The organism is Flavobacterium aureirubrum, assembly GCF_038739835.1.
GTDB classification, from domain to species: domain Bacteria; phylum Bacteroidota; class Bacteroidia; order Flavobacteriales; family Flavobacteriaceae; genus Flavobacterium; species Flavobacterium aureirubrum.
Genome location: NZ_JBCGDO010000005.1, coordinates 43,679 through 57,150 on the forward strand (window position 1 = coordinate 43,679; position 13,472 = coordinate 57,150).

Annotated in this window: 13 protein-coding genes; 2 read left to right on the plus strand and 11 right to left on the minus strand. The window is 32.8% G+C overall.

All coding sequences use genetic code 11. The features are described from left to right. Positions 1–425: 425 nt before the first annotated feature. Positions 426–1,256: a CvfB family protein gene (locus WFZ85_RS05580; RefSeq protein ID WP_342695299.1), complete on the plus strand. Its 831-nt coding sequence runs from the start codon at positions 426–428 to the stop codon at positions 1,254–1,256. Here the strand turns inward: WFZ85_RS05580 and WFZ85_RS05585 are convergent, their stop codons facing one another. The 11 genes from WFZ85_RS05585 to recF all read right to left on the minus strand — a co-directional run bounded on the left by WFZ85_RS05585 (position 1,257) and on the right by recF (position 12,474). Then, positions 1,257–2,480, minus strand: a complete 1,224-nt coding sequence (locus tag WFZ85_RS05585; RefSeq protein ID WP_342695300.1) for a serine hydrolase domain-containing protein — start codon at positions 2,478–2,480, stop codon at positions 1,257–1,259. It abuts the gene before it with no gap. Between the two features lie 123 nt (positions 2,481–2,603). Further along, positions 2,604–3,407 carry an energy transducer TonB gene (locus WFZ85_RS05590; protein WP_342695301.1) on the minus strand — a complete coding sequence of 268 codons (804 nt, stop codon included), beginning with the start codon at positions 3,405–3,407 and terminating at the stop codon, positions 2,604–2,606. Between the two features lie 171 nt (positions 3,408–3,578). Next, positions 3,579–4,130: an RNA polymerase sigma factor gene (locus WFZ85_RS05595; protein WP_342695302.1), complete on the minus strand. Its 552-nt coding sequence runs from the start codon at positions 4,128–4,130 to the stop codon at positions 3,579–3,581. Beyond that, positions 4,121–5,227 (minus strand): glycosyltransferase, encoded by a 1,107-nt coding sequence (locus WFZ85_RS05600; protein ID WP_342695303.1) that lies wholly within the window; start codon positions 5,225–5,227, stop codon positions 4,121–4,123. Before WFZ85_RS05600 ends, WFZ85_RS05595 begins: the two co-directional genes overlap by 10 nt. 78 nt (positions 5,228–5,305) lie before the next feature. Beyond that, a complete protein-coding gene (locus WFZ85_RS05605) occupies positions 5,306–5,914 on the minus strand; it encodes an FMN-binding negative transcriptional regulator (protein ID WP_342695304.1) in 609 nt (202 codons plus the stop codon). A 95-nt stretch (positions 5,915–6,009) separates the two neighbouring features. Then, positions 6,010–7,023 (minus strand): UDP-N-acetylmuramate dehydrogenase, encoded by a 1,014-nt coding sequence (gene murB, locus WFZ85_RS05610; RefSeq protein ID WP_342695305.1) that lies wholly within the window; start codon positions 7,021–7,023, stop codon positions 6,010–6,012. Between the two features lie 38 nt (positions 7,024–7,061). After that, the gene (gene asnB, locus WFZ85_RS05615; protein WP_342695306.1) at positions 7,062–8,909 is read right to left on the minus strand and encodes an asparagine synthase (glutamine-hydrolyzing); all 1,848 of its coding nucleotides are present in this window, start codon (positions 8,907–8,909) and stop codon (positions 7,062–7,064) included. 3 nt (positions 8,910–8,912) lie between these two features. Beyond that, the gene (locus WFZ85_RS05620; RefSeq protein ID WP_342695307.1) at positions 8,913–9,977 is read right to left on the minus strand and encodes a glycosyltransferase; all 1,065 of its coding nucleotides are present in this window, start codon (positions 9,975–9,977) and stop codon (positions 8,913–8,915) included. 7 nt (positions 9,978–9,984) lie between these two features. After that, complete coding sequence (locus WFZ85_RS05625) at positions 9,985–10,659, minus strand: DUF2461 domain-containing protein (protein ID WP_342695308.1); 675 nt, start codon at positions 10,657–10,659, stop codon at positions 9,985–9,987. Further along, a complete protein-coding gene (locus WFZ85_RS05630) occupies positions 10,660–11,355 on the minus strand; it encodes a rhodanese-like domain-containing protein (RefSeq protein WP_342695309.1) in 696 nt (231 codons plus the stop codon). It abuts the gene before it with no gap. A gap of 39 nt (positions 11,356–11,394) precedes the next feature. Next, complete coding sequence (gene recF, locus WFZ85_RS05635) at positions 11,395–12,474, minus strand: DNA replication/repair protein RecF (RefSeq protein ID WP_342695310.1); 1,080 nt, start codon at positions 12,472–12,474, stop codon at positions 11,395–11,397. A 179-nt stretch (positions 12,475–12,653) separates the two neighbouring features. On the opposite strand from recF, the gene WFZ85_RS05640 reads away from it, so the two are divergent. Continuing rightward, positions 12,654–13,442 (plus strand): tetratricopeptide repeat protein, encoded by a 789-nt coding sequence (locus WFZ85_RS05640; protein ID WP_342695311.1) that lies wholly within the window; start codon positions 12,654–12,656, stop codon positions 13,440–13,442. Positions 13,443–13,472 lie beyond the last annotated feature (30 nt).

Sequence of the window (13,472 nt, forward strand, 5' to 3'; positions counted from 1 at the left end):
TTAAATTAAGCGTTTTTTTGTCATTCCGACGAAGGAGGAATCTCATATATTTTAGTGTTTACAAAGATTCCTCGTTCCTCGGAATGACAATATGAGGTGAATTATCTTTTAACTAAATAATATCAGTAAACCATAGCTATGAGAACCAAGAATTGGTCTATCCAACTCTTTTTTTCTATGTTATTATGTGTTTAATTTTTAGTTCTAAAGTGTTAATTTTAACCACATAGAGACATAGATTTTATTGCAGCGAAAAAGGCGTTTCACTTCACTCTAGTAATTCATAGCTATGAGAACCACGTGCTGGTTTATTTCACTTTTTTTTATGTTTCTATGTGGTAAATTTTTAAATCATAAAATCTGCCCACTGCTGACTGCTACTGCTTACTATTTTTTACCTTTGCGCTTCAAAAATGCTTACTAAAATGAAACTAGGACATTACAATACGCTAACGATAGCTCGCGAAACCAAAGTGGGACTTTTTTTAACCGATGGCAAAACAGATGTTTTGCTTCCTGTAAAATATGTTCCCAAAGAATACACCGTTGGCGATGAAATAATTGTATTTGTCTATCTTGACCACGAAGAACGACCAGTTGCTACTACTTTGGAACCCTATATTTTGATGGATGAATTTGGGTTACTTCGAGTAAATTATGTCAACAAATTTGGTGCTTTCTTAGATTGGGGTTTAGAAAAAGATTTGTTCGTTCCGTTTAAAGAACAAGCCCGACCGATGGAAAAAGGTAAGCGCTATTTAGTATTTGCCTATATTGATGAAAAGACCAATAGAATAGTGGCTTCGAGTAAAACCAATCAGTTTTTGAATAACGAAAATTTGAGTGTAGCTGTGGGCGATGAAGTAGATTTAATTATTTCACACATCACCGAAGTGGGAATTAATGTGATTATCAACAATATTCATAAAGGACTGTTATACAAAGATCAAGTGTATGACGAAATCAGAACGGGCGATAGAATGACGGGTTACATCAAAGCGATTCGTCCCGATAATAAAATAGATGTTACGCTGCACAAATTTGGTTACAGAAATGTGGAACCCAATGCCGAAAAAATTCTTGATGAACTAAAAGCGAGTAGGGGTTTTCTGAGATTAAACGATAACAGTCATCCCGAGGATATAAAAACCGTTCTGAAAATGAGCAAAAAAACGTTTAAAAAAGCGATTGGTTCGCTCTATAAAGACAAGCTTATCGAGATTAAAGACGACGGGATTTATTTGATTACTTCTTAATTATTCCTCACATTCCGTTTCTGGCGGCAGCGGTTTTTCTATGGCGGTTTCCTTTTTATAAAACAAGCTGCTTGCCATGCTTAAAGTAGCATATGGTCTGTTTGAATATTTATTTCCTAAGCAAATTACGGTGACCGTATCTTTTTTTACGGGAATAAATGAAGTATTGTTGCCATGCCACCAACCATTGTGGTAAACCATTTTTTCTCCCGTTGGCGGTAAAAAACGCATCCGCATTCCTAATCCGTAATCTTTCACCGCATTTTTCACATTGCCTGCACTGTAACCAAAATAGGCTTCTTGCAAAAGTTCTTGATTAATAAATTCAGGGGAATAAGTGCCTAAATCAAATTTGACCAAATCTCGCGGTGTGGAATAAATATTTTTATCGCCATACAAATTATCAAATTGATCCCACGGGAAAATAGTATTTCCTCTATAGGATTGTGATGCTGTTTCTTTATCCGTATCAAAATTAAAAACATACGAATTATTCATACCTAAAGGTTTAAAAATTAGCTCTTGCATCGCTTTTCGATAATTTAATCCCGTTGCTTTTTCAATAATGAGAGCCAAAATCACATAATTGGTATTGCAGTAGTCAAAACGAGTATCATTTGCTGAAAGTAATTTCAATTTTTTTTGGGCTAAAATTTCATAAACCTCCTGATTAGTCAGTACTTTTTTTCGGTTCCAACTTTTTTTCATCAACGCAGGAAAATTGGCATAATGTGGCAAACCGCTTCGGTGATTAAGTAAGGTTCTAATAGTGGTGCTTTTGTAGGGAAATTTGGGAAGCCAATCTGTTACTTTTTGGTCCAAGGTAATATTGTCTTGTTGTACTAATCTTAAAATAGCAGTAGCAGTCAACACTTTACTTATAGAAGCCAGATGAATGGGTGTTGCTGCATCAATTTTTTTTCCGGTTTTTACGTTAGCATATCCTTTATAATCTTCATAAATTATATGGCCGTTTTTTGCCACAATGAATGAACCGCTATAATAAGGAGAGTTGATGTTTTTATTATAAAAGGAATCTATTTTTACTCGCTTTTCATTGATGTATGTATCTGATACAGCACCAAGTTTTAATGGAAAAGGTATTTTTATCGTCAAACTATCTTCCGTTATTCTAGAAGTTGAAAATACGTCGGAAAGTACCGCTTTTGGACTAGAAATATAAAATAACGCTGATAAAAAAAAGGTGATTAGGGTAATCTTCATAATTGTAAAATGATTACAATAATACCAATATTAAATTGAAATTAAAATTTTGTTTTCCCAATAATTCACAAAGTTATCAAGGGATAAATGAACAAAAAAGCCACTCATAAAGTGGCTTGATTTTTACTCTGATTGTACTTTTATCGGCAGTGTATACAGCGTTCTCACTTTTTCGCCATTCATTATTCCTGGCGACCATTTTGTTTTCAAAGATTTTAGAACTCTGATAGCTTCATCACCCATGCCATATCCTGGATTTCGTAATATTTTGATGTCGGTAATGCTGCCATCAATTTCGATAACAAAGGAAACTAACACCGTAATTATTGTTCGCTCTTCGATGGATGGTCTTTCAAAATTATTACCAACATATTGATAAAATTTATTAATTCCGCCAGGATAAGCAGGTAATTTATCTAATAATACTGCAGGCGTTGGACTATTTTCAATACCATTTGTAGTTGGACTGCCATTGTTTCCCGTTGTATTTGGTTCTAGTCCAGTTCCGCCAATTGTTCCTGTGGATGCTATGGGTTCGCTTGTCAGTTGCGTATTGGTAGGAACGGCAACAACCGCTTGTATCGTTGGCGCAACAACCATGTTTGAAAGATTTGTTGGCTCAACCGGATTGGGGTTTTGTCGTGGTAATTCCTTTTGAATTGGTTGAACGGTAGGAATTTCGGTTAAGTCAACTGGTGTAATTGTTGGACCTAGCGGAATTGTGGGATGAATAATAGTATCATCGCTAAATGATGAAACTAATAAACCTAATCCTGAGACTGATAAAAGAAATACGACACCAATGAAAAAAGAGACTAAAGTGGTTCGTGAATTATCTTGGCGTAACTGATACGCACCATAATTTTTGTTTTTACCTTCAAAAACTAGATCAATCCAGTTTTTTTCATGAATACTAACATTTGACATAATTACTTGTTTTTAGAGTTAAGTATTTATATTACATAAGCCAATTGTTTTTTTAAACATAACGCAAGAAAAACAGAATCAGTATGTAAAAAATAGGATATTTTAATAAAAAGTATAAGGTATCACTAAACTATTGGGTTTATTGATGAATTTTTTAAAAAGAAATGAAAACTAGTTGGTGTTTTTTATGATTTCTGCCAATAGTTTTTTGGCACGAAGTAGTTTAATCTTTACGTTGCTCAATGGCTCATTTAGTTGCTCTGCAATTTCTTGATAACTTAATTCTTGAAAATAACGAAGTTGTATCACTTCCTGATAGTGAGGTTTTAATTCTTTTATAAATTGTAAAAGTCGGGATAAATTTTGTTCCGTAATTAGAACATCTTCTGCTGATGGTGAACTGTCGGCAATATTGTATGCCTGCTGATCTTCTTCATCAGTAATTTCTACAAAAACAGTGGATTTTTTTTTACGAAGTAGGTCAACATGTACATTTTTTGCAATGGCAATTAACCACGTGTTAAATTGAAAGTCAGGATTGTAAGTAGCAATTTTATCAAAAGCTTTAGAGAATGTTTCTATGGTAATATCTTCTGAGTCGGTTTCGTTCTCGGTGCGTTTAAGCATAAAACCGTATACATCGTTCCAATAATGGTCGAGTAAAAAGGTGAAAGCAGCTTGATCTCCCGTTTTGGCTTTTTCTATGTAATTAATTATTTCCAATGTACTGGTTTTGAAAATGTATTGGTAATAAAAACATTTAATTGGGTCAAGGTTAGCACTAATTCTATTATTGGAAACCAGTACATGACATCTTTTTCTTTGAGTTTTCCTGCGGCAAATCCCATCGCAATCCAAGCAAATAAATAACGGAAACCAATTATACTAACTACAGCAATCCATTGAAATTGAAAGAGTAATAAAACAATAGATAAAATGAAAAACAATAGCTGACTGACGTAAAAAACGCTCAATTGGTTTTTATCAAATAGTTTATAATGATTAGCCGTTGAAACATGACGTCTTTTTTGGGTAAACCAATCTTTGAACGAAGTTTTTGGTTGCGAATAAGTGAAGCTTTCAGGTGAAAAGCAAATCGTAGTATTCGATTTATTTGCCGCTTGATTGATAAACAAGTCATCGTCGCCTGAACGTATTTTCATGTGATCCATAAAACCACGAACTTTAAAAAATTCTTCACGTTTATAAGCCATATTTCGGCCAACGCCCATGTAGGGTTTTCCTATTTTTGCCCACGAAAAATATTGTGTCGCTGTCATCAACGTCTCGTAGCGAATGATTTTATTTAGAAACGAGCTGGCTATTTTTTCATATGCACCATAACCTAAAACGATAGTTTTTTTAGCCGTAAACTGCGAACTCATAGTGGTAATCCATTCTTTTGAATTTGGATAGCAATCGGCATCAGTAAAGAGTAAATACTCATATTTTGCTGCTTTAATACCAAGTGTCAAGGCAAATTTTTTGTTACCCCAAAAAGCTTCATTATTCTCGACTTTGACTAATTTAATATTTGAATAAAGTTTTTCAAATTCTTCAAATATTTCTAGCGTATTATCACTCGAGGCGTCATCTATTAGCACTATTTCAAATTGTGGATAGTTTTGTTCGGCAAGTAAAGGAATAAACTTTTTTACATTTTCTTCCTCATTTTTAGCACATACAATCACTGAAATTGGAATTCTTTTTGGCGTAGCAGGTTGTAGTTTGGCAAATGAAAATTTTCCAAAAATCACAACATAATATAAAAATTGAATGATTATTACAGCAATGAATATGAAGAAAATAGATACTAACATAAGACGCTTTTAGCTTTTAAAAAGGTTTGCAAATGTAGTTATTCTGAGGGCAAATGACAAGGTATTTTTAACAAATTCCTATCGGTTTTTTTTCATTTCATGGGCAATAGCAATCGAGTGATTGTCATTGGTTTTTTCTAGTTCTGAAATGATATTTTTGTAGTTTTTATCGTCGCGATTTTGAGATAATTTTTTCTGCGCTTCAATTGCGGTGACTTCAATTTCAAAAGCAATGATGCCTTTTGCTTCTCGCATTGTTTTTTCGGATAAATCCTCTACTCGAATAGGATTTTTTGATTTTACTTCGTATTTATCCACTAATCTTTTTAAAGAATCAACTGCTTGTTCATGATTGTAAACTGCTAGTTTTCCATACACGTGAACCGCCAAATAGTTCCAAGTAGGCACATTTTCGTGGTCATACCAAGAAGATGAAATATAAGAATGTGCACCGTGAAATATTGCCAGAACGTCATCATTAGATTTGAAACTATCGGCTTGTGGATTGGCTTTCGAAATGTGTCCTACAAGAATTTGCTTTCCGTCTTTTTCTTCCAACAGCAACGGAATATGAGTAGCCCAGAGCTTACCATTAGTTTGATTGACTAAAATCCCAAACCCATTTTGATAAATGAAACTTTGAATTTCCTCTTGGTTTTCGTTTTTGTAGAGTTCTGGGATGTACATTTTGTTTAAGTGATAAGTTAATAGGGATAAGGCACAAGTTTAATATGTGGTTTTTAGAGAACTTATCCCTTTTCTCTAATCCCTTTTTCGTCTTTCTAAATCACATTTACTTCTGCTTCAATAGCAATGCCAAATTCCTTTAAAATTGTGGCTTGAATATCCTTTGAAACATTCAAAATTTCTTGTCCCGTGGCATTACCATAGTTGACTAAAACCAGCGCTTGGTTTTTATGAATTCCGGCATCACCAAAACGTTTTCCTTTGAAACCCGCTTTTTCAATAAGCCAACCTGCTGGCACTTTTACTTGCGTTGGTGAAACATCAAAATGTTTGATGTCAGGAAAATTTGCTTGTACTTTTAAGAAAAGTTCACGTGAAATTATTGGATTTTTAAAAAAACTGCCGCTGTTTCCTAGTTCTTTTGGATTGGGTAATTTGGTATTTCTAATGGCAATTACGGCATTAGAAACGTCTTTTATAGTTGGATTTGTAATTTCGTTTTTCGCCAATTCTGCTTGAATATCACCATAACCAATATTTATGTCATGATGGTGCTTCTTCAGCTTAAAAGTAACCGAAGTTATGATGTATTTGTCTTTTACTTCGTGTTTGAAAATACTTTCTCGGTAGCCAAATTTACATTCGCTATTGGTAAATGTTTTTATTTCATTGGATACAATAGTAACAGCATCACAGGAAACAAAAGTATCTTTTATTTCAGCACCATAAGCACCAATATTTTGAACTGGTGTTGTTCCAACATTTCCTGGAATAAGCGACATGTTTTCTAGTCCACCAAAGTTTTGGTCAATGGTCCAAAGTACAAATTCGTGCCAATTTTCACCTGCCATGCTTTCAACCCAAACAAAATCGTCGTCTTCATTCAGGATTTTTTTTCCTTTCAAATCAATATGAATTACCAGCGCATCAATATCTTTTGTCAACAACATATTGCTTCCGCCACCCAAAATAAACTTTTTTTGGTTTTGGTTTTCTGCCAAGACAGTTTTTAGTTCCTCTATTGAATGTACTGCAATAAATTGCTTGGCTTTGGCTTCGATTCCAAACGTATTGTAATTTTTTAAAGAAAAATCGTGTTGGATTTTCATGTTTACTTTTTGATTTACTGACAAAAGTAGTAAACTTTTTAAACGAATTTAGTGTAATAATTTTTTTGCCATTTGTGAAGCATGAATAGTGGCATTACGTAGGGTAAAATTTTAGTATTTCCTTTTTGTATCTCAGTAACTAGTTTTCTTCCGTCTATGTTTTCGAGAATTGGCATGTTAAAAATATCGCTTGTTGCAAAAATTTCTAGCTCATCTTTAAACTTGGGAAAACTTAGTAAATAACTTCCCCATGGTGCGCTTAATCCTATTTTTCTAAAATCTAAAATTTCTTTTGGAAGCATATTTTCCATTGTTGATTTGAGAATAAATTTTCCTTTTTTGCCTGTAAACATCCATTTGTTATCGAGTGTGCCCAATCCTGCAATCAAACGTTGGTCTAAAAAAGGTTCTCTACATTCTATTGAAGTTCCCATAGTACATCGATCATTTCTGTCTAGAAGCGAACACATGTATGTGTGTTGGTCAAAATACAACGCTTGCCGCTGCAAATTTTTTGGATAAAGTTCTTGTGCTTCTTTTAGGATTTGATGACGATATTCGTTCACGGGTTTTTTGATATTTCCATAAAACAAATTAATATCTTCAGGATACACATTGGAACCGTTAAATATGACCAAATCACTATCGCTATTAATTTTAGAATACCGAAATAGTTTGTCAAAACGGGGTTTTTTATTGAAAGTTTCTAATTTTGAAAGAAAAGAAATTATCTTTAATAAAGACGGACTTTTCAAAGCTTTGTAGCGAACATATCCACCCATTAATTCATCGGCGCCTTCGCCAGAAAGTAGTACTTTTACCTTTGGTTTTGCTAATTTTGCAATGGCTAAAAGATGTGGCTCATTAAGATGCATTATGGGTTCATCTTGAAAATAGGACGTCTCAATAAGATTTTGATACAAAGTATCGTTATCTAGCTGTGTATGATTGAAATGGTATTGGTATTCTTGGGTAATTTTTTTTGCAAGATGATATTCATTGTGTTCTGTTTCGGAAAAACTAATATTAAAAGTCTCAATATTTTTAAAATTTTGATGGTATAAAGATGATAAAATAGAGCATGAGTCTAAACCTCCGCTTAGCAAAACACCAACAGGAACATCACTAACCATTCTGAGCTTTACTGACTCAAAAAAAGTTTCTTCAAACCATTTTTTAGGGTTGCTGATCTTTGGATGATTTTGTATTTCTTCTTTTAAATTCCACCATCTTGTGGTTGTAATTTTTCCTTTTTCATCAATGATTAGGTAATGTCCAGGTAAAACTTTTTTTACCTGATTGTACAAAGTATTTTCTCCGGCAACAAATCGATTGAAAATATATTCTTCCATGCCATCGTTAGAAATCTCAAGTGGAACTCCGGCGGTAAATAGTGCTTTTTGTTCTGAGGCAAAAAACAATGTGTCTTTATAAATGGCATAATACAAGGGTTTTACACCCATTCTGTCTCTACAAAGTATTAATTTTTTTTCAACATCATCCCAAATCGCAAAAGCAAACATTCCGTTTAGTCTACCAAGCATTTCCATGCCATAGAGTTCGTATAACTTGAGTAAAACTTCGGTGTCTGAGCTAGTTTTTAAGGAAATTCCTTTGCCTTTTAGTTCTGGATAAAAAGACTGATAATTATAGATTTCTCCATTGAAAACGATGGTGTATCGACCATTTTCTGAAATAAAGGGTTGATGTCCGCCCGAGGTTGTGTCAATTATAGACAATCTTCTATGGCCTAATCCGATATTGTTATTCAGGAAAATGCCTTTATCATCTGGACCGCGATGTTCCAGAATATCTCGCATTTTTTCAAGTTGATTTTGATCAACTTGTTTGAAGTTTAAATGAAAAATTCCGTTAATGCCGCACATGAATTACGAAGTAATCGATTTGGTTATTAATTCATGATAAGTTTGGGCAATTATTTTCATGTTTTTTTCATAGTTGGCATTTTCTTCCACAAATTTTCTGTTTTCTTTAATCGCCTTTTTTGTGAAATGTAAATTGTGAAATGCCCATTGAATTTCTTCGGCTAATTTACTTTCATTTTCTGATTCTACAAGTATTCCGTTTACTTTTTGTTGTATCCAATGTCTATTGCCAATTAAATCACTAATTATGGGAAAACACCCACAAGCCATTGCTTCAAAAAGTGAGGCTGACACTCCTTCAGTTACAGGCATACTGATGTAGAAGTTAGCTTTTTGTAAATAATTTGAAATTTCGTTATTGTCAATTTTTCCTAAAAAAAAGACCTCTTTTTCAATATTGAGTTCACTAGCTAATTTTCTTAAAGAGTTTAATTCTGGACCGTCGCCGACTAGCGTCAGCGAAAATGGTATTTTTTCTAATTTAATTTTTGCAAAAGCTCTTAAGATAACATCTTGCTTATATTCTGGGTAGAGAGAACGTGTTACGATAGCGTGTATTGCTTCATCGTTTTTATCTTCATTATACTGGAATAGAGATAAATTTATACCTTTGGGTAACACCATTACCTTTGACATATCAGCGCCATTTTTCTCCATTTGAATAGCCATGGCATTTCCCCATGCGTGAATTAGATCCGCTTTTTTAAAGGCATAGTGTTGAATTATTTTTTTAAATCTGTAGGAAGGAGCATTTTCAGGCCACAAGTCAGTAATACCTTGTTGTGCAATTGCGGTTGGTTTTACACCAGATAACACTGCTAAAAAACCATAACTTGTGGTTCGCTCAGCAATAACCATATCTGGATTGAATTTTTTCGCAATACTTTTTATAGTTAAAAATGCTTTTGCCAATTCTAGTAGCCTACTAAATCGATTTATTCCGTTGTTGCTATTTTTTAATTCCCAACTGACGATTTCAAAGTCGCCAAATTCCTCGAGTCCTTTCATCCAAGTGATAGCATCAGCGCGATAGGTTTCGCCAAGAAACAGAATTCTTCTTTTTTTCATTGGAACGTTAGTCTTCAGTTTCTAAAGCACGATTTAAAAAATCGTTCAATGGTTTTAGTGCAATTAATTTTTGTGAAATAATTTTACTAAAATCTTTATCTGTAAAAAGTTTTTCATCAATTTTTTGCGATGCAGTAAAGCTTTTTAATTTCAAAAATTCAATAGCGGGATGATTAGGGTCAAAATCTTTTGGTGCTTTTTTTAACGTATTTGCTTCTTCTCTTGTTAATTCCCCGAAAATGGATTTAAATGTTTTATTGGATAAAATTTCATTTAGGTCATCGTAGAAAAATGAAATTTCTTTTCTGATTTTTTTTAATTCATTAACCTCTGGACACCAAACTCCACCGGCAATAAATGAGTTTCCTTTTTCAAAATGAATATAATAACCAGAACTGTTTTTTCGGAATTTATTTTGCGTGAGCCAAACACCCATATTGGTTTTATAGGGCGATTTATCTTTCGAAAAGCGAATATCACGATTGATGCGAAAGGTACAGTTTTTTATTTCCAATGGTTCCAATGATTGGTCTAAGGGTTTCATTTCGGCCAAGATTGACGCAATAAAACTGTGATAATCTTTCTTATAGTTTTCATATCTTTTTTTATTGGCATGCATCCAATCGGTATTGTTATTGGCTACTAAATCTTCAAGAAATTGAAGTGCTTCTGCAGAAATCATTTACAAATGTTTTTTTAAGTCTTCTTCTGAAATATATCCAACGTTTCTCCAAACTTCCTTTCCTTTTTCATAAATAATAAGGACTGGCAAACCATCTAATTTTAACTGCTCAACAATCGTTTTATTTTTATCAGCATCTAACTGAACAATTTTTATTTTATCAGCCATTTCGCTTTGAAATTTTAAAATATAAGGATTCATTTTTTTGCAAGGTGCACACCATTTAGCATTAAAGTCAATCATTACGCGGTCACTTGATTGAGTCAGCTTTGTATATTCTTGCTGGTTTATACCGACAGTTTTTTCGATTGGTTTTAAATTTCCAGCTGCCGACCATTTCATAATCCCACCATCGAGGTTGTAGATTTCTTTAAAACCTAACTCAGCTAACTTATTTGCTGCTTGCGAACTTCTTCCACCGACCTTACAATAGACAAAAATAGGTTTTGATTTATCATATTTTGCAACTTTTGTTGTAAAATCACTTCCATTCCAATTCACATTTGTTGCATTTTCAATATGTTCACCACTATATTCTTCGGGTGTTCTTACATCCACAAGTTGTGGGTTTTCTGTAGTTTTTAATTTTTCTGCAAAAGTTTTAACATCTACAGTTTGAATTGTATCCGATTGTTGTCCTTGACAGCTAAAAAACAAAAAGCTGATACTAAACAATAAAAATATTTTTGATTTCATGGGTTGAATTTTTTTGTAAAATTACAAATAAGTAGCACATTATAGATTAAATATTTTATAACTCTGATGTGTTGATTTTACTATGTTTTCTGTTCGCTCAGGATGTGTATCTGAAATAAATAATTGACCAAATTCCGCGTTATTTACCATTTCAATAATTTTACTTACTCTAAACTCATCTAGCTTATCAAATATATCATCAAAAAGCAAGATAGGTTTCTCGCCACTTTTCTTTTTAACAAATTCAAATTGGGCTAGTTTTAGGGCGATTAAGAATGATTTCTGTTGTCCTTGAGAACCAAATTTTTTTATTGGGTGGTTATCTATTTCAAATGATAAATCATCTTTGTGAACTCCCACAGAAGTATACTGTAAAGCCCTGTCTTTTTGTATATTATCTTCCAATAACGTTAACGTGTCTTTTTCAAATAAATCGCTCTGATATACTATTTGTACTGTTTCTGATGAATTTGTTATAATGTGATGATATTGATTAAAAATGGGAATGAAATCGACTAAAAAATTTTTCCTTTTTTGAAAAATAATGTCACCCAAAGAATTTAACTGCTCATTATATATGGTAAGTGTTTCTTTATCAAAAACGTGGTTCAATGCGAAATACTTCAATAAAGCATTACGTTGATTAATGATTTTTTGGTAATGAATGAGTTTTTGTAGATAAGTAGAGTCTAGCTGTGAAATAACATTGTCTATAAATTTTCTTCGCGTTTCACTTCCTTCAATTATCAAGTCTCTATCAGCAGGTGAAATAATCACAAGAGGAATTAAACCTATGTGTTCAGAAAACTTTTCATATTGCTTATTGTTTCTTTTTAGTGTTTTCTTTTGTCCTTTTTTTAAACTACAAATAATTTGTTCAACTCTATTTTTTATTTGAAATTCACCATCAATAAAAAAAAACTCCTCACCATGTTTGATGTTTTGCACCGCAGATGGATTGAAATAGCTTTTCCCATTGGCTAAATGGTAAATAGCATCAATTATATTTGTTTTTCCAATTCCGTTTTTGCCAACGAAACAATTGATTTTTGTATCAAATTCAAAAGTAGAATCCGAAAAATTTTTATAATTAAGTATATAAATTCGTTTTAAAAACAAAGTAGTATTCTTTTACAATTAATGATTTGATATTGATATTTACGCAGAAAAAAAGATATTCATCAAGATTAAACCTAAATTTCCGAAAATAGAAGGTGCAAAATATTCAAAAATATCCACAAAAATAGCTTTTAAATAGGAATAAAATTTTATTTTTGCGCACACTAAATTAAAAATAGATGGCAACTTTTAACAAAAGAGGATATAAAGCACCAAAAGAAAAAGCAGAAAAGCAAGACAACAATTTTATTGAAGATGTAAATGTAGATGAAAAAGATAGTGCAACCGCAAAAGCCTTTGATGCTTTAGACCAAACAGCTTCTAAAGCGGAGGATTTCATTGCTAAAAACCAAAAATATATCTTAGGAGCATTGTCTGCTGTAGTTGTTATAGTAGTAGGTTATTTTGCTTATGACAAGTTTATAAATGAACCAAAACAACAAGAAGCTGCTGAAGAATTATTTGTTGCACAACAAAATTTTCAAAAGGCGGTTGATGATACTTCTAATAAAGCGGACTCTTTGTATAATCTAGTACTTAAAGGTTCAGAAGGAAAATTTGGCGTAGTTAAAATTGCCGAAGAATATTCAGGAACTGACGCAGGAAACTTAGCCAATTATTATGCAGGAATTGCTTATTTAAATACCGGAAAATATGCGGAAGCTATTACTAGTTTAGAAAAATTTTCGTCAAAGGATGTAATGCTAAGCACATTAGCAAATGGTGCAATAGGTGATGCTTATTCGCAACAAAACAAACCAAAGGAAGCACTAGACTTTTATGTTAAAGCTGCTGACGCAAGCCAAAACAATTTTACTAGACCAAGATATTTACTAAAGGCAGGAAAAACAACCTTAGCATTAGGTAACAAGGCAGATGCACTTAAGTACTTTACAGAAATAAAAGAAACTTTTGATAGTTCTCCTGAAGCGCAACAAATTGATGCTTTGATTGGATTAGCACAATAGTAGCAAACAGTATTCAGTGTTGAGTTGGCA

Bases quoted from the DNA above. Each gene is read 5' to 3' on its own strand.
- WFZ85_RS05580 (WP_342695299.1), top strand. From the start codon at position 426: ATGAAACTAGGACATTACAATACGCTAACGATAGCTCGCGAAACCAAA.
- WFZ85_RS05585 (WP_342695300.1), bottom strand. From the start codon at position 2,480: ATGAAGATTACCCTAATCACCTTTTTTTTATCAGCGTTATTTTATATT.
- WFZ85_RS05590 (WP_342695301.1), bottom strand. From the start codon at position 3,407: ATGTCAAATGTTAGTATTCATGAAAAAAACTGGATTGATCTAGTTTTT.
- WFZ85_RS05600 (WP_342695303.1), bottom strand. From the start codon at position 5,227: ATGTTAGTATCTATTTTCTTCATATTCATTGCTGTAATAATCATTCAA.
- WFZ85_RS05605 (WP_342695304.1), bottom strand. From the start codon at position 5,914: ATGTACATCCCAGAACTCTACAAAAACGAAAACCAAGAGGAAATTCAA.
- murB (WP_342695305.1), bottom strand. From the start codon at position 7,023: ATGAAAATCCAACACGATTTTTCTTTAAAAAATTACAATACGTTTGGA.
- asnB (WP_342695306.1), bottom strand. From the start codon at position 8,909: ATGTGCGGCATTAACGGAATTTTTCATTTAAACTTCAAACAAGTTGAT.
- WFZ85_RS05620 (WP_342695307.1), bottom strand. From the start codon at position 9,977: ATGAAAAAAAGAAGAATTCTGTTTCTTGGCGAAACCTATCGCGCTGAT.
- WFZ85_RS05625 (WP_342695308.1), bottom strand. From the start codon at position 10,659: ATGATTTCTGCAGAAGCACTTCAATTTCTTGAAGATTTAGTAGCCAAT.
- WFZ85_RS05630 (WP_342695309.1), bottom strand. From the start codon at position 11,355: ATGAAATCAAAAATATTTTTATTGTTTAGTATCAGCTTTTTGTTTTTT.
- WFZ85_RS05640 (WP_342695311.1), top strand. From the start codon at position 12,654: ATGGCAACTTTTAACAAAAGAGGATATAAAGCACCAAAAGAAAAAGCA.